This is a genomic window from Pseudomonas putida (genome assembly GCF_022627325.1).
GTDB classification, from domain to species: domain Bacteria; phylum Pseudomonadota; class Gammaproteobacteria; order Pseudomonadales; family Pseudomonadaceae; genus Aquipseudomonas; species Aquipseudomonas putida_X.
Genome location: NZ_JAETZZ010000008.1, coordinates 42,789 through 62,760 on the forward strand (window position 1 = coordinate 42,789; position 19,972 = coordinate 62,760).

General features: G+C 63.4%; 15 protein-coding genes. 2 read left to right on the forward strand and 13 right to left on the reverse strand.

The features are described 5' to 3' along the window. Positions 1–60 precede the first annotated feature (60 nt). Complete coding sequence (locus JNA92_RS13905; protein WP_241805232.1) at positions 61–1,764, forward strand: amidase; 1,704 nt, start codon at positions 61–63, stop codon at positions 1,762–1,764. A 185-nt stretch (positions 1,765–1,949) separates the two neighbouring features. Here the strand turns inward: JNA92_RS13905 and JNA92_RS13910 are convergent, their stop codons facing one another. Continuing rightward, entirely contained in the window at positions 1,950–2,465 is a 516-nt protein-coding gene (locus tag JNA92_RS13910; protein ID WP_241805233.1) for a ProQ/FinO family protein, read from the reverse strand. Positions 2,466–2,570: 105 nt separating this feature from the next. After that, complete coding sequence (locus tag JNA92_RS13915; protein WP_241805234.1) at positions 2,571–3,953, reverse strand: PLP-dependent aminotransferase family protein; 1,383 nt, start codon at positions 3,951–3,953, stop codon at positions 2,571–2,573. Between the two features lie 121 nt (positions 3,954–4,074). Here JNA92_RS13915 and JNA92_RS13920 point away from each other — a divergent pair, with 121 nt between their 5' ends. Beyond that, positions 4,075–4,947, forward strand: coding sequence for a DMT family transporter (locus tag JNA92_RS13920; RefSeq protein ID WP_241805235.1), 873 nt, complete (start codon positions 4,075–4,077; stop codon positions 4,945–4,947). 38 nt (positions 4,948–4,985) lie between these two features. Here the strand turns inward: JNA92_RS13920 and JNA92_RS13925 are convergent, their stop codons facing one another. From JNA92_RS13925 to JNA92_RS13975, 11 genes are all read right to left on the reverse strand, one after another. Beyond that, positions 4,986–7,514, reverse strand: a complete 2,529-nt coding sequence (locus JNA92_RS13925; RefSeq protein WP_241805236.1) for a fused MFS/spermidine synthase — start codon at positions 7,512–7,514, stop codon at positions 4,986–4,988. An 83-nt stretch (positions 7,515–7,597) separates the two neighbouring features. Continuing rightward, a complete protein-coding gene (locus JNA92_RS13930) occupies positions 7,598–9,163 on the reverse strand; it encodes an arylsulfatase (protein WP_241805237.1) in 1,566 nt (521 codons plus the stop codon). A gap of 98 nt (positions 9,164–9,261) precedes the next feature. Then, on the reverse strand, positions 9,262–10,263 hold the full coding sequence (locus tag JNA92_RS13935; protein ID WP_241805238.1) for an HAD family hydrolase: 1,002 nt from the start codon (positions 10,261–10,263) through the stop codon (positions 9,262–9,264). 43 nt (positions 10,264–10,306) lie between these two features. Beyond that, positions 10,307–11,611 carry a hypothetical protein gene (locus JNA92_RS13940; RefSeq protein WP_241805239.1) on the reverse strand — a complete coding sequence of 435 codons (1,305 nt, stop codon included), beginning with the start codon at positions 11,609–11,611 and terminating at the stop codon, positions 10,307–10,309. After that, complete coding sequence (locus tag JNA92_RS13945; protein ID WP_241805240.1) at positions 11,611–13,206, reverse strand: VWA domain-containing protein; 1,596 nt, start codon at positions 13,204–13,206, stop codon at positions 11,611–11,613. The genes JNA92_RS13940 and JNA92_RS13945 overlap by 1 nt, the downstream gene beginning before the upstream one ends. Then, on the reverse strand, positions 13,207–14,199 hold the full coding sequence (locus tag JNA92_RS13950) for a vWA domain-containing protein (protein WP_241805241.1): 993 nt from the start codon (positions 14,197–14,199) through the stop codon (positions 13,207–13,209). Beyond that, positions 14,186–14,695, reverse strand: a complete 510-nt coding sequence (locus JNA92_RS13955; RefSeq protein WP_241805242.1) for a DUF4381 domain-containing protein — start codon at positions 14,693–14,695, stop codon at positions 14,186–14,188. The genes JNA92_RS13950 and JNA92_RS13955 overlap by 14 nt, the downstream gene beginning before the upstream one ends. Then, positions 14,692–15,633, reverse strand: a complete 942-nt coding sequence (locus JNA92_RS13960) for a DUF58 domain-containing protein (protein ID WP_241805243.1) — start codon at positions 15,631–15,633, stop codon at positions 14,692–14,694. Before JNA92_RS13960 ends, JNA92_RS13955 begins: the two co-directional genes overlap by 4 nt. A 13-nt stretch (positions 15,634–15,646) precedes the next feature. Further along, on the reverse strand, positions 15,647–16,621 hold the full coding sequence (locus tag JNA92_RS13965) for an AAA family ATPase (protein WP_241805244.1): 975 nt from the start codon (positions 16,619–16,621) through the stop codon (positions 15,647–15,649). A 105-nt stretch (positions 16,622–16,726) separates the two neighbouring features. Next, positions 16,727–19,081 carry a tetratricopeptide repeat protein gene (locus JNA92_RS13970; RefSeq protein WP_241805245.1) on the reverse strand — a complete coding sequence of 785 codons (2,355 nt, stop codon included), beginning with the start codon at positions 19,079–19,081 and terminating at the stop codon, positions 16,727–16,729. Positions 19,082–19,157: 76 nt separating this feature from the next. Beyond that, positions 19,158–19,925, reverse strand: a complete 768-nt coding sequence (locus JNA92_RS13975; protein ID WP_241805444.1) for a transporter — start codon at positions 19,923–19,925, stop codon at positions 19,158–19,160. Positions 19,926–19,972: the final 47 nt, after the last annotated feature.

Genomic DNA, 19,972 nt, shown 5'->3' on the forward strand with positions numbered 1-19,972 from the left:
CCCAGCCCTTCTTGTACACTCCTCGCAAAAGCCCCCACCTGCACACATTTTGGTGAAAGCATGATCGAGGTAACCGAGGTTTCCATTGCCGAGCTGCGCGATGCGCTCGAACAGGGCCGCACGACGGCGGTCGAGCTGGTCAAGGCCTACCTGGCGCGCATCGACGCCTACGATGGAGCCGATACCCCCACTGCGCTGAACGCTGTGGTCGTACGCAACCCCGAGGCGATCAAGGAGGCCGAGGCTTCCGACGCGCGCCGCGCCCGCGGCGAACTGCTCGGCCCGCTCGACGGCATCCCTTACACCGCCAAGGACAGCTACCTGGTCAAGGGCCTGACCGCGGCATCCGGCAGCCCGGCGTTCAAGGACCTGGTAGCCCAGCGCGACGCGTTCACCGTCGAGCGCCTGCGCGCCGGCGGCGCCATCTGCCTGGGCAAGACCAACATGCCGCCCATGGCCAACGGTGGCATGCAGCGCGGCGTCTATGGCCGTGCCGAAAGCCCATACAACGCCAACTACCTGACCGCACCGTTCGCCTCCGGCTCATCCAACGGCGCCGGCACCGCCACCGCTGCCAGCTTCAGCGCCTTCGGCCTGGCCGAGGAAACCTGGTCCAGTGGCCGTGGCCCGGCCTCCAACAACGGCCTGTGCGCCTACACCCCTTCGCGCGGGGTCATTTCGGTGCGCGGCAACTGGCCGCTGACACCGACCATGGACGTGGTAGTACCTTTCGCCCGCACCATGGCCGACCTGCTGGAAGTGCTCGACGTGGTGGTTGCCGACGATGCCGACAAGCGCGGCGACCTCTGGCGCCTGCAGCCTTGGGTGCCAATCCCGGCGGCCTCTTCGGTCCGCCCGGCGTCCTACCTGGACCTGGCGGTTGACGCCAGCGCGCTCAAGGGCAAGCGTTTCGGCGTACCGCGCATGTACATCAATGCCGACCCCGAGGCCGGCACGTCCGAAAAACCTGGCATCGGTGGCCCGACCGGCCAGCGCATCAACACCCGTGCCACGGTCATCGAACTGTGGCAACAGGCGCGCCAGGCCTTGGAAGCAGCGGGCGCGGATGTGGTGGAGGTGGATTTCCCGCTGGTTTCCAACTGCGAGGGCGATCGCCCCGGCGCACCGACCGTGTACAACCGCGGCATCGTCAGCAAGGCGTTCCTGCATGACGAGCTGTGGGAACTGTCCGGCTGGGGCTTCGACGATTTCCTGCGCGCCAATAACGACCCCAAGCTCAACCGCCTGGCCGATGTCGACGGCCCGCTGATTTTCCCCCACGACCCAGGCACCCTGCCCAACCGTGAAGACGACCTGGCCGCCGGCATGGACGAGTACGTCAACATGGCCAAACGCGGCTTGAAGGGCTGGGACCAGATCGAAACCCTGCCAGACGGGCTGCGCGGCCTGGAAAAGACGCGCAAACTGGACCTGGAAGACTGGATGGACGCTCAAGGCCTCGATGCGGTGCTGTTCCCCACCGTAGCCGACGTTGGCCCGGCCGACGCCGACGTGAACCCAGCCTCGGCGGACATCGCCTGGAGCAACGGTATCTGGGTGGCCAACGGCAACCTCGCCATTCGCCATCTGGGCGTGCCGACCGTCACCGTGCCAATGGGCGTGATGGCTGACATCGGCATGCCGGTGGGGCTGACATTCGCCGGGCGTGCCTACAGCGACAATGCACTGTTGAGTTTTGCCGCGGCCTTTGAGGCGACCGGCTCACGCCGCATGGTCCCGCCGCGTACACCGGCACTGGGGTGAGGATGGCCTGAAAGGCCATTTGCTTGCCCATCCCTGGGGTCCAGCCCCGCTTGAGGCGCGTTGAGGCCTGTCAGTCACGCGATCCAGGGCCGCTTCGCGGCCCATCGCCGGCAAGCCAGCTCCTACCGTTACCGCGCATGCCTCAAGAACTGCGCGGGCATCGAGGGAGCTGGCAGCGCCACGAATCACTTCACGTCGGCAATCTGCTGCGCGGTGCCATCGGCGGTTGCGGCCGGGACACTCGCTGCGGCCTTCGCACGATTGCGTCGGCCCTGGCTGCGTTGCCGCGAAGCCTGTTGCTTGGCATGCAGCGCCTGAGCGGCGGTCACGATGCCAGAGGGTTGCCCATTCAAGTCAAGGCGCGGTGCATTCTCCACCATGGCTGTCCAGTACCGCGCTCCGCGGCACCAGGTAGAAATGCCCAGCTTGAGTTGTTCGCGGGTCAGGCCGAGCAGTTCCAGGTGCTGCTCGGCATCCTTGAAAATACCCTCCTTGAGCGGCACCTTGGGCGCCGGATTGACCGGGAAGGCCAATGGAAAATGCTTCTGCAACGGCCAGATCGCCTGCACTGCAGGGTCCAGGTCGCGAGGCTTCGCCTGGGGGGAAGCCTTGCGCTTGGGGTGTTTACCACCCTCGCCTTTTACCTGCTCTTTTTCCGACCTGAGGCGGTCACGTAGCTCAGCTAGTTGTTCAAAACCCATCGTTCAATTCACTGCTTCGAGGTTGATTGCGTTACGCAAGGATATGCCATGCAAGCCTTGAACGCAGCTAGAACAGGATAAGCCGCCGCTCAATGGGGGCTGCGACTAAGCATTCAGCGCCCTTTTCAACACCTCGTAGATCTTGCTGTCACCAGATTGAGCGACGTTGAAACGCAGGTAATCACCCGCACTCATGGACTGGCTGAACGCATTGCCGGGCGCGAGCACCACGCCTTCCTTCAAGCACACCCTGGCCAGCGTCGCTGCATCCTTGCCCTGAGGGAGTTGGCACCACACGTACATGCCTGCCTGGGGCACCAGCCAAGGCTTGATCCCAATCGCCTGAAGCCTCGCGACTGTTTTGTCCATTTCCTCGGCTAATCTGAGGCGGACACCTTCCATGTGTTTTCGGTACCCGCTATCGGTAATCGCGTGATGAACGATGTCCGCAGCCATGCGCCCGCCCCCGAATGTGGTGGCAATCTTGAGGTCGACCAGGCTCTCGATCCATTCCCTGCGCGAAGCGATATAGCCGCACCTGATCGACGCGGAAATGGTCTTGGAAAAACTACCGATCTGGATCACCCGAGCCAGGCCATCGAAGGCAGACAGTCGTGGAGCCGGGCTATGCTCGAAATCAGCAAAAATGTCGTCCTCCACGATGACCAGGTTGGAGGCGTCGGCCAGCTTCAGCAGCTTGTGTGCTGTGACGGGCGACAAGGTGGCCCCGGTCGGGTTGTGGATGCCGGAATTCGTGATGTACAACCGCGGAGCATGCGCGAGCAGCGCGGCGCCAAACGCATCGATATCTGGGCCCTTTGCCGTGTAGGGCACCCCGACGATATTGACCCTATGTGCCTTGAGCAATGCGTGAAAATTGAAATAACACGGGTCGTCCACCAGCACAGTGTCTCCCGGTTCCAGCAGAAAACGGCAAACCAGGTCGATGGCGTGGGTGCCGGACTCCGTGAGCATGATCTGTTCCAGAGGGGCCTCTACACCGATGCCCGCCAGGCGTCGCGACAAGAATTGCCTGAGGGGCGGATGCCCAAGCGGTGAAGCGTATTCGGTCAGCCTCAACGTGTCAGAACGCGCGACCATTCGTAGCGCTTTACGCATGCCGGCTTCGTACAGCCAGGATGGGGGTAGCCAACCGCACCCGGGTTTCAACGCATCGCCGGAGGTTTCCAAAGACTGACGCGAGATCCACAGCGGGTCGACATTACGATCGAGTTTGGGGCCGAGCTCAGTCAGTGCCAAAGGCGCAACTGGCCCAGCCACGTAAAAGCCGGAGCCAGGGCGGGCGCTAAGCACACCCTCTGCGCTTAACCGTTCATAGGCCTCCAGAACGGTAGAAACCGATACCTGCATGCTCTGAGCCATTGCGCGAACTGAGGGAATTCTCGCGCCTGGCGTGTAGCTTCGCGAGGCGATCTTGGCCTGGACCTCCCCCATCACAGCTCGGATCCGCGTTCCGTTACGTTTCATCGCACCCTCAACTGTGCTGGATTCACTTGCATAACAGTTCGGTTGAATTGTAGTGGAGTGTACATGGCCTCGGCGAACCCGTCAGTGATGTACTGAGCCCTGACTTATCGAGGACTCACGGATGGACAAAACAACCAGCGGGTGGATAAACGGCTTCATCGGCGTGGCCATATTTGCCGGCTCCTTGCCGGCGACCCGTGTGGCTGTGACGGCCTTCGAACCTACGTTCCTGACATGTGCCAGGGCAACCATTGCCTCGCTGTTGGGTGCGCTGTTCTTGATCGTGCTACGCCAGCCCCGGCCCCAGCGTGGTGACCTGTTGTCACTGGCTGTCACAGCGCTTGGCGTCGTCATCGGTTTTCCGCTGCTGACGGCGCTGGCCCTCCAGCACGTCACTTCTGCTCATTCCATCGTGTTCGTCGGGCTGCTGCCGCTCTGTACTGCAGGGTTCGCCGTGCTGCGGGGCGGTGAACGACCAGGGCCGCTGTTCTGGTTGTTCTCATTGGTCGGTGCCGGGCTGGTCGTTGGCTATGCGTTGATGAATGGAGGCGAGGCGTCGGCGCTGGGCGACCTGCTGATGATGGCGGCGGTGGTGGTCTGTGGGTTGGGCTATGCCGAAGGGGCGCGCCTGTCGCGCACGCTCGGTGGGTGGCAGGTGATCAGTTGGGCATTGCTGGTAGCGTTGCCGTTCATGCTGCTGCTCACTATCGCGAATTTCCCGGCGCCCGATGCCTTCGCCCGGGTCAGCACCGGCGCCTGGTTCAGCTTCGCCTACGTTTCGCTGTTCAGCATGCTGATCGGGTTTGTGTTCTGGTACAAAGGGCTCGTCCAGGGCGGCATCGCCGCCGTGGGCCAACTGCAACTCGTTCAGCCGTTCATGGGGCTTGGGCTGGCTGCGTTGCTTCTGCACGAGCACGTCAGCTGGGTGATGCTTGTGGTAACGCTGGGTGCGGTCATCTGTGTTGCCGGAGCCAAGAAATACGCCAGCGCATGACGTTTCGCTGCGGGCTTGCCGCGCGCAGTGCGTTCAGCTCAGCGGTTGCCGCCGGTAAACCAGCGCATGTAAGGGTTCTGTGCGCTGATCGGTGCCAAGGCCCGCGCCTCGCGCATCCAGGCCTGGCGATTACCGTTGTAAGCCAGCAATGACAGCCCATAAAAACGACGCAGCAACGCCCACTCATCATTCACCGCGGCTTGCACCGAGGGGGCGGCATTCGCCAAGGGCGGCGCCACACGCAGCGCCAGCAATGCCGGCAGCACGCGGGTGATTTCGCGCGGCCGTACCCACGGCGCATACTCGATCCGGGGCCGATCGTCGGTAACCGGCTGTGCATCGCCGGCATAACGCTCAAGCCCTTGCCTGTCGGTGACCCAAGTGGCCAGCAATGCCTCGACCGAACTCACGCCGACCTGGGCCAAAGCAGCCGAAACCTGGGCTTGCTCGAAGCGCTGGCGGATGCGCGGTACATCCAGCACCATCGGCGTTGGCGAGCCGATCAAGAGCATCTCGTGAAACTCGGTGGTCCACAACGAGGCATGCGGGAACACGTCAAGAAAGCTGCGTACCAACGAGCGACTGTCCTCGTCGTTCTGAGTGGGGAGCGGTAGCCATTGGGCGACCAGCCCATGCTCCTGCAGGCGCGACGCTGCCAGTTGGTAAAAGTCGCGCGAGTACAGGTTCACCACCCCTGCCGCCGAAGGCGGTGGCGGCTCCAGGGTGATCACGTCGTAGCGTTGCTCGTTACGCAAAAGCTCACGGCGCCCATCACGCAGGCGAATGTCAAGGCGCGGGTCGTTCACCGCATCGAAGTTACCAGAGAACAGCGGCGCCGCTGCCAGCACCTGTGGCAGCAGCTCGGCAACCACCGGATGCTCCAGCCCTGAATAGCGCAGCATTGCCCCGGCGGTGATCCCGGTGCCGAAGCCGATCACCAGCGCCGAGCGCGGCTCGCCGCGATGTATCAGCAAAGGCAGCAACGCCTGCAGGCGCATGTAGCGCAGTGACGGCATGGCATCCCCAGTGTTGGACACACCCTGGATGTACAGGCGGTTGAACGCTTGCCCCTGACGCTGCTGGTGGACCACCGCTACCGTGCCGCCGCGGCCTTCCTGGTAGAACACCAGCTCACCACTACGCGCGCCGGGTAACAACTGCGCCAAGCGTTCTGGTGGGGTGAGCGCGCCGGTAACCAGGGTCGCGCCGCCAACCAGCAGGACCGCTGCCCGCATGCCCTTGTGCACGGCCTGGCCGCGCCATGTCGCTACCGCGCCGATGGCCGCCGCCACGCAGGCGAGCACCACCAAGGTTCGCACCAGCCCTATTCCAGGCACCAGGACAAACCCCGTGAGCATGACACCGACGATGCCGCCCAGGGTATTGAGGGCAACCACCGCGCCCACGTCCCGCCCCACTTGGCCACTGTCCACGGCCAGGCGCAGGGCCAGGGGAAACGCCGCCCCGAGCAAGGTGGTCGGGATGAACACCACACACACTGCGGCAGCCGCAAAGCGCGCGCACATCCCTGCCAACTGGCTGCCGGTCAGTTGCAGTACATGGCTTTCGAGCAGGGTCTGCCAGGCCACCAGCCAGCGCCCGAGCCCGGCAATCTGCAACAATGCCAGCAACCCGGCGCACGCGATCAGCAGGCCGAACAGCCCCCAAGGGTCGCGGATGCGGTCGGCGCGCCGGGCGTACAGCGCACTGCCCAGCACCAGCCCCGTCAGGTAGGTGGCCAACACCACGGAGAAGGCGAACGCGCGGGTACTCATGAACTGCACGATCGATTGCGTCCACACCACTTCGTAACCGAGCGCCACGCCACCTGCCAGGCAATACAGGGCGATGGCCAAGCGAGCCTGCGGCGTGCGCGGCAGCGAGGCCGCAGGGCAAGCAGGCAAGGCCCGCTCATCCCTGCCGCGCCCGCACCAGGCACCCAGCGCGGCCAGCAGATTCAGCGCACCCGCTACGCAGGCGGCTCCGGTGACGCCAAGCTGCGGCAGCAAGACGAATGCCGCCAGCAAGGTGCCGAAGATCGCGCCAGCGGTATTGGCGGCGTATAGCCGACCGCCCGCCTCCCCCGTCTGTGCATCAGTGGGGGTCAGCGCTCGCACCAGTACAGGCAAGGTGCCGCCCATCAAAAAAGCCGGCAGCCCCACCAGGCTCAATGGCAGCAGCCAGGCCAGCAAACCGACACTCGCTTCCAGGCGGGCAAACAGTGCCGCACTCTGCGCCAGCCCCAGGGTTGCGGCCACCGCCAGCACTACCACCGCCAACTCCAGCCCCGCATAGAGCTTGACCGGGTGGCGCAAGCGGTCAGCCCAGCGACCGAACAGCAGCCCCCCCATGGCCAGCCCCGCAAAAAACGCGCTGATGCCCGCGGTGATGGCATACACCTCCACCCCAACCACTAGAGACAGCTGCTTGACCCAAAGCACCTGATAGATCAGCGCTGCACCGCCAGAAACGAACAGCAGCGCCGCAGGCAGCAGCCATGGCAACGGAGCCTGCGTTTCGGTGGTGCTGGAACTGTCAGCGCGGGGAAGGTTCACGACTGCGGGCATCGACAAGCCTTAGCGGACCCACACCTCTGTCCGCACTGGGTAGGAAAGAATGCGCCCGCCAAGGGCGGGCGCGGGCATCGCGTTTACTGCTTCATCTTCTCTTCGATCTTCTTGTCCACGTCAGCACGAATCTGGTCGATGCTGAAGCTGGCCGGACGCTGGCTCGGCGGGAATTCCACGAACGTCTGCAGGAAGGCGGCAGCCTTGCGGGTCCCCTGGAAGATCAGGTAATCGTTTTTGGTCACCCAATCGTAGTACTGGTTGGAGACCACATCAGCGCGCTCATACGGGTCCATACGCAAGTTGAAGAGCTTGGGCACCCGCAAGCAGGTGAACGGCTCGCTCCAAACCGCGAAACCACCGGGGGCGCGCTGTTCGCAGAACACCAGCTTCCAGTCGCCGAAGCGCATCGACACCAATTCACCGTCATCGTTGAAGTAGTAGAACTCGCTACGTGCGCTCTTGTCCGTTTTACCAGTCAGGTAGTCCAGCTGGTTGTAACCGTCCAGATGCACCTTGAAGTTCTTGCCACCTACATCGGCGCCCTTGAGCAAGCGGTCCTTGATGCCCGTGTCACCGGCTGCGGCCAGCAGTGTCGGGAACCAGTCCAGCCCCGAGAACATCTGGGTGGACACCGTGCCCGGTTTGACCTTGCCAGGCCAACGGATCATCGCCGGCACGCGGTAGGCGCCTTCCCAGTTGGAGTTCTTCTCGTTGCGGAACGGTGTGGTCGCAGCATCAGGCCAGGAGAACTGGTTAGGGCCGTTGTCGGTGGTGTAAACCACGATGGTGTTGTCGGCGATCTTCAGATCATCGAGGGTCTTGAGCAGTTTGCCCACATCACCGTCGTGCTCGAGCATGCCATCTGCATACTCATTGCCCGGCATGCCACTCTGCCCGCGCATCGACTCGCGCACGTGGGTATAAAGGTGCATTCGGGTGGTGTTCATCCACACGAAGAACGGCTTGTCAGCCTTGACTTGCTTGTCGATGAAGTTGATTGCCGCCTGGGTGGTCTCGTCGTCGATGGTCTCCATGCGCGACTTGGTCAACGCACCGGTATCCTCGATCTTGCCATCGGCGCTCGACTTGATCACACCGCGTGGCGAGGCGGCCTTGACGAATGCCTCGTCATCCTTGGGCCACAGGTCACGCTCCGGCTCTTCCTCGGCGTTCAGGTGATACAGGTTGCCGAAAAACTCGTCGAAGCCATGATTGGTCGGCAGGTATTCATCCCGGTCGCCCAAATGGTTCTTGCCGAACTGGCCAGTGGCATAGCCCTGCGCCTTGAGGGCCTGGGCAATGGTGACATCGCGCGCCTGCAAACCCACGGGCACACCCGGCATGCCGACCTTGGACAAGCCGGTGCGCAGCGGTGTCTGCCCGGTGATGAAGGAGGAACGCCCAGCGGTGCAGCTGTTCTCGGCGTAATAGTCAGTGAACAGCATGCCTTCCTGGCCGATGCGGTCAATGTTGGGCGTCTGATAGCCGACCACGCCCTTGCCATAGGCGCTGATGTTGGTCTGGCCGATGTCATCGCCGAATATCACCAGGATATTGGGCTTTTCCGCGGCGGTTGCCGTGCACACGCTCACCGCTGCAGTAGCGGCTAGCGCGAATGAGGTTATCCATCTTCTGCTGGACTTCATGGGGCGGTTTCTCCGTATCACGTCTACTGGCGTTGGCCACGACTACGTGCACGATCGACCTACTGCTTGGCTGGCTCCCTGTGCCCTGCGGTTCTGTTTCATTGAGCCTGGTTGCTTTCGAATGGGTAGATGCGCTGCCACTCGCGGGCCATATCGACCACGGTCCAGTTCGCACCCTTGGCGGCATCCAGCGCCTTGTCCAAGCGCCCGACCTTGCTGTCGCGGTCATAGGCCCATTCGCGTGTCGCGTCGGTGTGATGGACCAGGCCGGCAAAGCGCTTGCCTTCGCCAGCCATGGTCCATTGCAGCATTTGCAAGTCGCCGTCGGAGTTGCCAAAGGCGAAGATCGGGCGACGGCCGATATGGGCATCGATGCTCACCGGCTTGCCTGGGCCATCGTCGTTGTGCAGCAACTTGGGCAGACGTTCGATCGACAGTGTGCCGTTGTCATCGATGAAGCGAGCCTCCAGCGTGGTGCCGATCACCTGCTCTGGCGGCACCCCGTAGACTTCCTCTGCAAATGCACGCATGAACGCCACCTCACCGCCCGAGACGATGTAGGTCCTGAAACCGTTGGCCCGCAGGTACTGCAAAAGTTCGAGCATGGGCTGGAAGACCATCTCGGTGTACGGCCTGTGGGTGCGAGGGTGTACGGCCGTTGCCAGCCAACGCTGGGTATTGGCGATAAACGCCTCGGTGCTGACCCCGCCATGAGTGGCGGCGACGATCTTGAGCATGCCGTCCATGCCGCTGTCACTCAAAGCCTTCTGGTCGCCCTCCAGAACGGCCTTGAACGGCTGCTGGCTGGTCCATTCCGGGTGTTGCGGTGCGAGCCTCTTGACCTCATCAAGGGCAAACAACACCTCAAAATACAGCGGCTGCTCGCTCCATAGCGTGCCGTCATTGTCGAAGACGGCAATGCGCTCGGCCTCGGGCACATAGTCTTCACTGCCTTCGGTGGTCACAGCGCCCACGAACGCTTCGATGGCTTGCCGTGAGGGGCCATCCCGCCAGGAAGGCAGCGCATTGGCCGCCTGCACCGCCAGAGGCAACACGAGCAACAAGGCCAACCACCAGCGCGCACGGTGTAGAACGAGCATGAAGTATCCCTTCTCAGTGCTGCCTATCACTTCAGGCAAAGACTCATGGGTTGAGTGGTTTCAAGCCTTCAGGGTGACTGACCTGCCGCCCGCTCACTGCCGCTCGCCGCAACGCTGGTAGCATCGGGCTCAGTGACGGCGCGCTCTGGCGTACTTCACTGCCATTGCCGTAGCGGTTCTGGAGCCAGTCTAGTAGACGTATTCGCAATTGGGGCGGCAAAGCTGAGGAAAATGCTGACACTGTGCGCTGCCCGGTAGCCCTGCGAATCCACAGGTACAGCCCGTCGAGCTGCGGCGGGTCTTGCGCAAGTTGAGCACGCGCCTGCCGCCAGGCATGCTCAGCAGAGTGCAACCGCGCCATACGCCGCGCTGCTTGCCAGCTTTGCAAATGCCGCCACACCGCCCACAGGCACGGCCGTGCAACGTAAATCAGCGCCCCGCCAAGCAGCAGCAAGCCTGCAGCCCACAACCAGTGGCCAGGCAGGCGCAACTGTGCCTGACGGCCGAGCGTGCGCAGGTCCTGGTCGATGGAAAACGGCGCTTTGTAACCACCCTCGATGGCGGTGACGTCGATCGCGGGCAACGTTGCTTGCCTGGCCTCACCCGTCGCCGCATCCCACCACTGCAGTTCGATCGCGGGCAGCTGGTAACGTCCGGCGGCCGATACCACATAGCTCACACTGTCCTCGCGCTGGCCGCCGGTCGAGCCTCCTCGGCCATCGCTTAGCGGCGCAACACGAGGGGTTTGCACATAGCGTTTGAGGCCTTCGATCTCGATCAGCGGTGGCGGTGGTATGAGCATCGCCTGCGCACCTTCGGCTCGCGTCACCACCCGACGGGTAATGCTGTCCCCTGCACGCAGCGGTGAATGCGACAGCTGCGTTTGTTGCTCAAGGCTGACCTTGCGTGCCACCAGGCGGTGCACGGTCGCATCACCGGCGAGGGCCTTGGCGACGAATGAAAGCGGCTCGCTGGCCAGTGTGACCGGCGCATCCGACTGGCCGGGGAACACCTGAAAGGTTTGCGCAGGAAGGGTGAAGGCCTGGGCCGTTTGCGGGGTGATCTGATAGGTATAGCGCAGGCCGAAGAAGGCCTTGCCGTCGAGCCGTTCGTTCAGATGCTGCGCTTCTCCGCTGGGTGCGCTCACCGTAGCACCCGGCAACTCGATCACCGGCAGCACGGCCGGCTGGGTGAACCAGGTGTCTACCAGCAGATCGACCTGCAACTCGAGCGTCGCGCCTACCACCGTGTCACCGGCCGGCAGCAGGCGCGCCTGCACACGAGCCTCGGGTGCCGCGACCGCAAGCAATGGCAGGGAGAGCCCTAGCAGCAACAGCATGCGTTTCATTAGCTGCCCTCCGCTGTTTGTCGTGAGGCTTCCTGAAGCAGGAACTTGCGCCTGAGGAACTGCGCCGGCGACGTCGTCAGGTTATTCAGCCAGACCTGGTCCGAAGCGGCCTGCGGCGTTTGCTGCTGCTTTTGCCGGGCGCCTTTGGAAGGCGTCTGGTCCTCCACCACCTTGTCGGCCTTCTCGTCGGGTGTGCCTGCCTTTTGCTGGTCTTCATAGTCTTTGAGCAGCGCCTGCGCCAGTGCCAGGTTGGCACTGGCCTCAGGGAATGCAGGCTGGCGCTGCAAAGCCTGTTGGTAGGCCTGAACCGCCTGGGGAAACTTGAACTGGCGCACGTAGATATTGCCCCGGTAGAAAAAAGCCTGGGCGGTGTCGAGCTTGCCGAGGCTGGCCAAGGCAACGTCATAGTCGGCGGCGGTGTAGGCAGCCAGGCCTTTCCAGTAAGGGTCGTTGAAATGCGCTGCGGCCTGCGGGTAATGGCCATGCTCGAAGGCCCAGCGGCCCTGCTGGTCAGGGGTGAAGAAGGCATCCGCGACAGGCCCGGCCCGCGCGCTTTGCGGCTGTGTGCCCAACACTACCGCCACCAGCACGGTGGCCAGCCAGTGCACCTTCCAGCCACGGCGCAGGCACAGCAGCGCAAGCAGCGCCAGCGGCCAGCACAGCCAGTAGCCGGCGTCCTTCCAGTGCACCTGCTGCGGGTCGCCTTGGGCTGCCTGAAAATGCTGCTGCGCATGCAGTTCGATCCAGTCCAGATCATCGTCGCTCAGGGTCAGGCTGCCCAGCGGGCCGTTGACGGCGTCGGCCAACTGCCTCAAGCCCTGCTGGTCGAAGTCCGCCTGCAGCGGGCGCCCTTCGGCATCGACCCGGGTACGGCCCTGAGCGTCATGCACAACCCCGCTGTCTTGGCTGCCCACGGCCAGGACCATCACCTGCAGGTCGCTGCCTTTGAGCGCGCCCGTCAGTGCCGACAATTGCCCGGCATCGGCGCCATCGGTCAGCAGCACCAGCGTGCCGGGCACCTGCTCGGCTGCCAGCAAGCGTTTCGCCACGTCGATCACCCCTGCTACATCCTTGCCGGGTTGCGCGATCAAATCGGTGGTCAGTGCTTGCAAGAAGGTGTCGAGCAACTGTGGGTCTTCGGTGGCGGGCAGCACCAGGTGCGCGCTGCCGGCATACGCGATGAGCGCTGTGCGTGCCCCTGCGCGGCGCACCACCAGGTCGTGCAAGGTATGTTTGGCGGCTTGCAGGCGGGATGGGGGTACGTCGTCGGCATCCATCGACGGCGACAGGTCCAGCGCCAGGATCAGCGGCGCACGGTTGTCGACGAACGCGGGGATGTCGCGCTGCCAGGTCGGCCCCGCGGCGGCCAGGGCACCCAGGCCGAGCAGTGCTGCCAGCAGGTGAACGGGCCGTAACCGCGCTTGCTCCTCGGGGGTGATGAGCAGATGCTCGACCAGGTGTGGAGCGATCACGCCGTGCAACTGCCGCTTCAGGTCATTGCGCCGCTGCCATGCCCAGGGCAGCAGCGCGGCCGGTACCCACAGTAACAACCAATAGGGGCGCAGCAGGTGCAAGGCACTAAGGTCGATGTCCATTCATGGCCTCCCCTGCGCAGGCCGTGCCCGCAACGGGCCAGCCACGGCTGCCAGGCTATGCCCCAAGGCCAGCAACAGCAAGGCCGCCCCCAGGGGCCACCAGAACAGGTCACGCTTGGGCTGGTGGCTGAAGGTCTTCACGCTGTGGGGGGTGATCCGGTCCAGCGTGGCATACACCTGGGCCAGCGCGCTCCGGTCGTCGGCGCGAAAGAACCTGCCACCGGTAGTGCGTGCGATGCCCTCCAGCGCTTGCAGATCGACCTTGTCTTCACCGCTGGCCTGGGGGTCGCCGATCCCAATGGTATGTACCACGATGTTCCGCTCGCTGGCCAAGCCTGCCGCGTGTGCGGGAGTGATCGCACTGCCGGTGTCATTGCCGTCACTCAGTAGCACCATCAACTTTTCCTGCTCCTTGGCCTGATCCAGCAGCTTGATGGCAAGGCCAATGGCATCGCCTATGGCGGTGTTCGGCCCGGCCATGCCCACCCCGACTTCATCGAGCAGCAGCGAGAGACTGGCGTGATCGAGGGTCAGGGGCGACTGTGGGTAGGCGCCGGTGCCGAATACGATCAGGCCGATGCGGTCTTGCTTGCGCTGGGCGATGAAGTCGCGCACCACCGCTTTCACCGCGCTCAACCTGTCCACTTGCTGGCCATTGGCGTCGGTAAAGTCCTTGGCCTGCATGGACTGAGAAATATCGATCGCCAGCAGCATGTCGCGGATGGGCTGCTCACGCTCGATGGCCTTTTCCACCAGTACGGGCCGCGCGCAGGCGGCCAGCAGAAGGCCCCATACCAGCAGGTTCAAAAGCACTTGCCAGCGCCCACCCGAGGGTGGCGTGGTGCCGGGGAGCTGGTTCACCGCACGGCTCATGGCGAAGAAAAACGGCACCCGCAATGCGCTGCGCGCCTCGTGATAGGGGCGCATGAAGCGGTAGGCCAGCCAGGGCAAGGGCAGCAACAAGAACACCCACAGGTAATCAAACTGCCACATGGTGAGCCTCGATCCAGCGCCTGCAGGTGTTCACCAAGGTTCGCAGCTCAGGCTCGCCGATTGCCTGCACCTGCAGGTCTGGCGCATAAGCCAGCGTGTGCAGTTGCGCGGCGAACTGCTCAGGCAAGGCAAAGCGTGCCCGCTGCTGCAAAAACACCTGCCATTGCTGGCCTGACAGGCCGCGCACCGCTGGCGCGTCAGGCATGGAAAGCGCTACCCGCTTGAGCAACGCCGGTAATTCCCGCAGCGCTGGCAAACGCTGCTCGGAATGGGCCTGCGCCGCAACAAGGGCGTCGAGCCGCTGCAACGCCTCACGTCGATAACGATCACGCTGCCAGCGCCGCCAGGCATACACGGCATACGCGAGCCCTACCACCACCACAACGGCCAGCAATACCGCCCAACCCCAGGTTTGCGGGGCATAACTGAACGGTGGCACCGGCAACGGCAGCTCCTTGAGCTGGTCGATGGCGGCAGGCGACGGCCGGGCGCTCATCGGCCACTGCCCCCAAGCCGCCCCAGTTCACGCTGCACCTGGCCCAACACCTCATCGCCGGTACTGATCATCATCAGCGGTATCTGGCTGCGGCGCAGCAACTGCGCCACTTGCTCAAGGCGCCCGGAGAGAAAATCGCCCAGCGGCCGGTGCACCTGGCGCCGCCCGATTTCAAGGTCGATCTGCATCTCGCCCTGGGTCACGCTCAAACGCCCCTTGTCGGGGACATCCAGCGCGATAGGGTCATACACCTGCATGGCGATCACGTCATTGTGCGCGCCCAGTTGCCGCAACAGCTTCAAGGTCTGTTCCGTCACCCCGGCAAAGTCACTGATGATGCACACCAGCGCATCATGCCCGGCCAGGCCGATGACGTTGCGCAGCGCAGTGTCGAGTTGCCCCTCTCGCTCGCTGTCCGGGCCTGACGCGCTAAGGCGGTTGTTGCTGCGCACCACTGCCGCGCACAGGGCCTGCACCCGTGCGCGGCTGCGCAGCGGCCTGATGTGCACCACTTGCTGATCATCGAATACCAGCCCGCCCACCCGATCACCGGCCTGCAGGGCTATCCATGCCGACAATGCGGCAAGCTCGGCAGCGGTGACTGACTTGAAACTGCGCCTGGAGCCGAAATACATGTTCATGCGTTGATCGACCAGCAGCAGTGTCGGCCGGTCGCGCTCTTCGGTGAAGGTGCGCACGAACGGCTTGCCGTAGCGTAACGATGCGCGCCAGTCGAGGTGGCGCAGATCATCGCCAGGTATGTAACGGCGCAGCTCGTCGAAGCTCAAGCCGCGGCCACGCAGGCGTGAGGCGTGATTGCCCGCCAGGATGCTTGCCAGCGGCTGACGCGCCAGGAAGCTCAAGCCGCGCACGCGGTATTCGAACGCCATCAGCTGGCTGAGCGAGGCGTAGACGAAACCATCCTGGGTCGGTTGCATGGGCTCGCTCCGTTCAGGCCGGGATGGCGACCGTGTCCAGCAGCCGGTCGATCACCTGGTCGGCGCCGATGCCATCGGCAACCGCGTCGTAGGAGAGCTGCAATCGGTGGCGCAACACCGGATGGACCACTGCTCGTACATTGTCCGGGGTGACGTACCCCTGCCCGGCCAGCCATGCGTGGGCACGCGCCACTCTGTCCAGGCTGATCCCGCCACGTGGGCTGGCGCCGATCTTGATCCACCGCGCAAGGTCCGGATCATGCTCGACCGGGTGGCGGGTGGCGTTGATCAAGTCGATCAGGTAACGATCGATCGCCGGCGACACTTCAATGCCCGCGATCGCACTGCGTGCGGCGAACACCACGTCCTGGGGCAGACGCCCAGGCGCCTGGTGCGGGTGGCCTGCCTGTTGTTCCTCGTTGCGCACCAGGCGCAGCACCAGGGTTTCATCCTCCACCTTGGGATAGTCCAGTTGCAGCTTCATCAGGAACCTGTCCATCTGCGCCTCGGGCAACGGGTAGGTACCCTCTTGCTCGATGGGGTTCTGGGTCGCCAGCACCATGAACAGGTTTGACATCGGGTAGCTCTGACCGGCCACGGTAATCTGGCGCTCCTCCATGGCTTCAAGCAGGGCCGCCTGAACCTTGGCCGGGGCGCGGTTGATCTCATCGGCAAGAATCACGTTGCCGAACAGCGGCCCGGGTTGAAACTTGATCTCGTTGCCCTGTGCGGTCTGCTGGAGGATTTCGCCACCAGTGATGTCCGACGGCAGCAGGTCGGGGGTGAACTGGATGCGCCGCATGCTGGCCTCCAGGTGGGTGGCCAGCGCCTTGACGGTACGCGTTTTGGCCAACCCCGGCAGGCTTTCCAGCAATACGTGACCATTGGCCAGCAAGCCAAGAATCACATGCCGGATGGTGTCGGCCTGGCCCAGCACGCTCTGCGCCACACTGGCTTCGAGTTCAGCAATCTGCTCGCGTATATCCACTGCTCGGTCCTTGTCAGTCGGAGCATCGACACGAGGCCCCACGGATGTTCGCAACTGCTCGAAGGCGACGAGGTAAATCTAGCCGCTCACAGCGCCATCGCCAGCTCAGTTGGTGCTTTCGTACTTTTGCCAGTAAGGCTCTATGCCTTGCAGGCGTGAATCGTCAGGGGCCGCTTTGCGCATCCGTTGCACATAGGCATAGGCTTCGCTGCGTTCACCGGCCAAGGCATGCAGGTAGATCAACGAGTACAGAAGGTCGGCGTTATCCGGTGCCTGCTCAAGGCCACGCTCCAGCGCCGCCAAGGCCTCATCGCGACGGTTCATGCGCGACAGCAGCAAACCTTGGTTGTAGCGAATCCGCGCATTGCCTGGCAGCGCGACCGCTGCCGACTCCATCAAGCCCACGGCCTCTTCGGGCTGGCGTCGTTCCACCAGCAGCAGGGCCAGCATGTACGCCAGGTTGCCGTGATCGGTCGCCGGCATCTTTTCCAGCGCCAGGCCTGCGCGCAGTACGTTTTCCGCTTCATCGAGCTGGTGCTCGGCTGTGGCGAGATTGGCCAGGTTGACCCGCGCCGGCACAAAGTAAGGGTCAAGGCGCAGTGCCTGACGGTACTGCTCCATGGCTTCTTGCTGACGCCCCTGGCGGCTCAACAGAACGGCCAGGTTCAAGCGCCCGCCTGGCAGGTCTGCATTGCCACGCAGGCGCGCCTCGTAGTCTGCCAGCGCGGTGCTGAACGCCTCCTTCGCCTGGGCCGGCAACTGCGTGCTGGGCACATCCGCAAGCGCCCGCACTGCCTCATCGCGCACCGCCAGGTAGGGGTCTTCGAGCAGGGGCAACAGTGGCTTGAGGCGCTGCTCTGGCGGCACGCTCGAGAACCCAGACGTGGCATAGGCACGCACCAATGGGCTTGGATCGTTCAACGCCCAGCCCAGGCTGATGAGGGCTTGAGGGCCCAGGTCAGCCATCTGTTCGGCGGCAGTGGCGCGCACGATGCTTGGCTTGGTCTTGTCTGCCAGCACCGTGCCCAAAAGGCTCAATGGGATACCTTGGCCATTGCGCACCGCCTGGAACGCCTCGCCAAACAAAACCGGGCGCTGCGGCTTGCCAAACCACTGCTCGATCGCCTTGGCGGCCCAAGCCGGTTGCTGGTCTTGGTGGCAAGCCGTGCAGGCATCGGGGCTGTCGACCTTGCTGGCGAGGTCCGGACGCGGGATCCGCAAGCTGTGGTCGCGCCGGGGGTCGACGACCATGTAGGTCTTGGTCGGCATGTGGCAACTGACACACTGGGCGCCAGGGCTGCCGGCGACGTGGTGATGGTGCGCGGGCGTATCATAGTCCTTGGCCTGCAGGGTGGCGAAGCGGGCTACCGGTGGGTTGCCGTTGTGGCATTGCAGGCACAGCCCGTTGCCTTCGACCTTGACCTTGGCGGTATGAGGGTTGTGGCAGTCGGTGCAGCCCACCCCTGCGTTGTACATCTTGCTTTGCGTAAAGGAGCCGTACTCGTACACCTCACCGTCGATCTGGCCGTCTGCGTGATAAAGCCCCGCGCGCAATGTTGCCGGCAGGCTCTGGTCGAGCTGCGGATGACCGGGTAGCTGGCCCACGCCAAGGGTCTGCCGCCGGCTGTGGCAGAACGCACACTGCTCGACCAGGCCCTGACTGCCCAACGCCTTGTAATCGACAGCCAGGCCCATGTCCTTGGCCGACGCATCGGCTTGCTCAGCGGATGTGGCGTTGTTCGCCCAATCGACATGGGCCTGGCCAGGCCCATGACAGCTCTGGCAGCCAACGTTCTGCTCTTTCCAGGTGGACGCAAAGCTGTCCTGGCGATCGTCGTAGTGCTTGATCAAACGCGTGGAATGGCAATCGGCGCACATGCCGTTCCAGTTCTGGTAGCGACCGGTCCAGTGCAAAGGGTCATCGGGTGCAAAACGTTGCCCAGGGTAGAGCGAGAACCAGCGTTGCCCGCCCTCGCCCTTGGCTCTGCTGTCCCAGGCGATGGTCAACGCCTGCAGGCGGCCCCTGGGCAGTGCAACCAGGTACTGCTGCAGCGGATAGTGGCCGAAGGTGTAGATGATTTTAAAGTCTGCCGGCTGGCCATCCTCACCTTCGGTATTGACGTAAAAGCCGCCGTGCCTGCGAAAGAAACGCGCCGAGACCCCGGCCTCGTCGAAGCGCGCGTCGTTGAAATTGCCAAGCACATTGGCCTCGTTGGCGTCGCGCATCGCCCAACCGTGATCCGAGTCCTTCCAGGCCTTGGCCTGGTCAACGTGACAGCCAAGGCAAGTAGCGGCAGCCACATAGCCTTCGGATTCGGTCGAAAAGGCGGGTGCAGCCCCCGCCTGCTCGGCACACAGCGCAGTGCCCACTGAGCCAACCAGGCAGGTGATCAAAACTGCAGACCAGGACAAGGCCTTCAATGCCAAGCCCAGAATATTGCCTTTGTCGCGACGCCCCATCCTTAGCTCCGTGATCAATAGAATCAGCAACCCTTGCGGGTTGTTCTTGCAGGCGTATGAGCGATGCCGGCGTGCATTACCTTGGGAAAAGCAGCGTTACAGCAAACCGAAAGCCCCAGCCTTCGGGGCCATTATCCGGTGAGTCGAGCCAATAACGCGGGCCCGCCTGGACGGTAATGGGGTGCCCACCCACTTTTAGTAGTTGGGTCACCATCAGGTTGATTGGAATTGACCATTGTTTGGATTGCCAGTCGTAGGTCGACTCACTGTTGATGCCAAATGTGGTCAAGGCGCTGTTCGTGTAGGAAAGAAACGGCTGCATGAACGTCTGGTTGACCTTCTCCTTGCCATCTGCAGGGCTGCCCTCCAGCCCCCAGATATGGTTCGCCAGTATCCCGTGCGTCCACCCGTTGGCTTGCTTCAAGGCTACCGCTGTCGGTCCGAGCCCCCACTGTTCACTGCTCAGCACATCGTTGCTGCCTGTTGGTATCAACAGCGCCGGCCCTGCGCCCAGTATCCAGCCACTGGCCGTGGGTTGTTTCGGTGAGAAGAAAAAGCTTTGGGTCACATCGCCCACACCGGAGGTGTCCGCCGCGCCACCCAAACCGTGTTGATCGACGACGGGCAGGATGGTCCTGGAGATCAGGTTCCAGTCATCATTCAGGCTGAACGGCAGCACGGGCTGGATATTGGTCAGGCTGCGCTTGCCCTCGCCATTGGGGCCCAGTTTCTGGTCCCAGTTATATTGCACCGGCAAGCTGTACATGGCCGCAACCGGGTTCAGCGCCTTCTTGGCAAGCTCTGCCGAATCCTCTGCTTGGCCTTGGCCGGTGTGCGCCAACAAAGCAAGCGCGTAAAGCGGGTAAACGTTCTTTTTCAACGCGGTGTCTC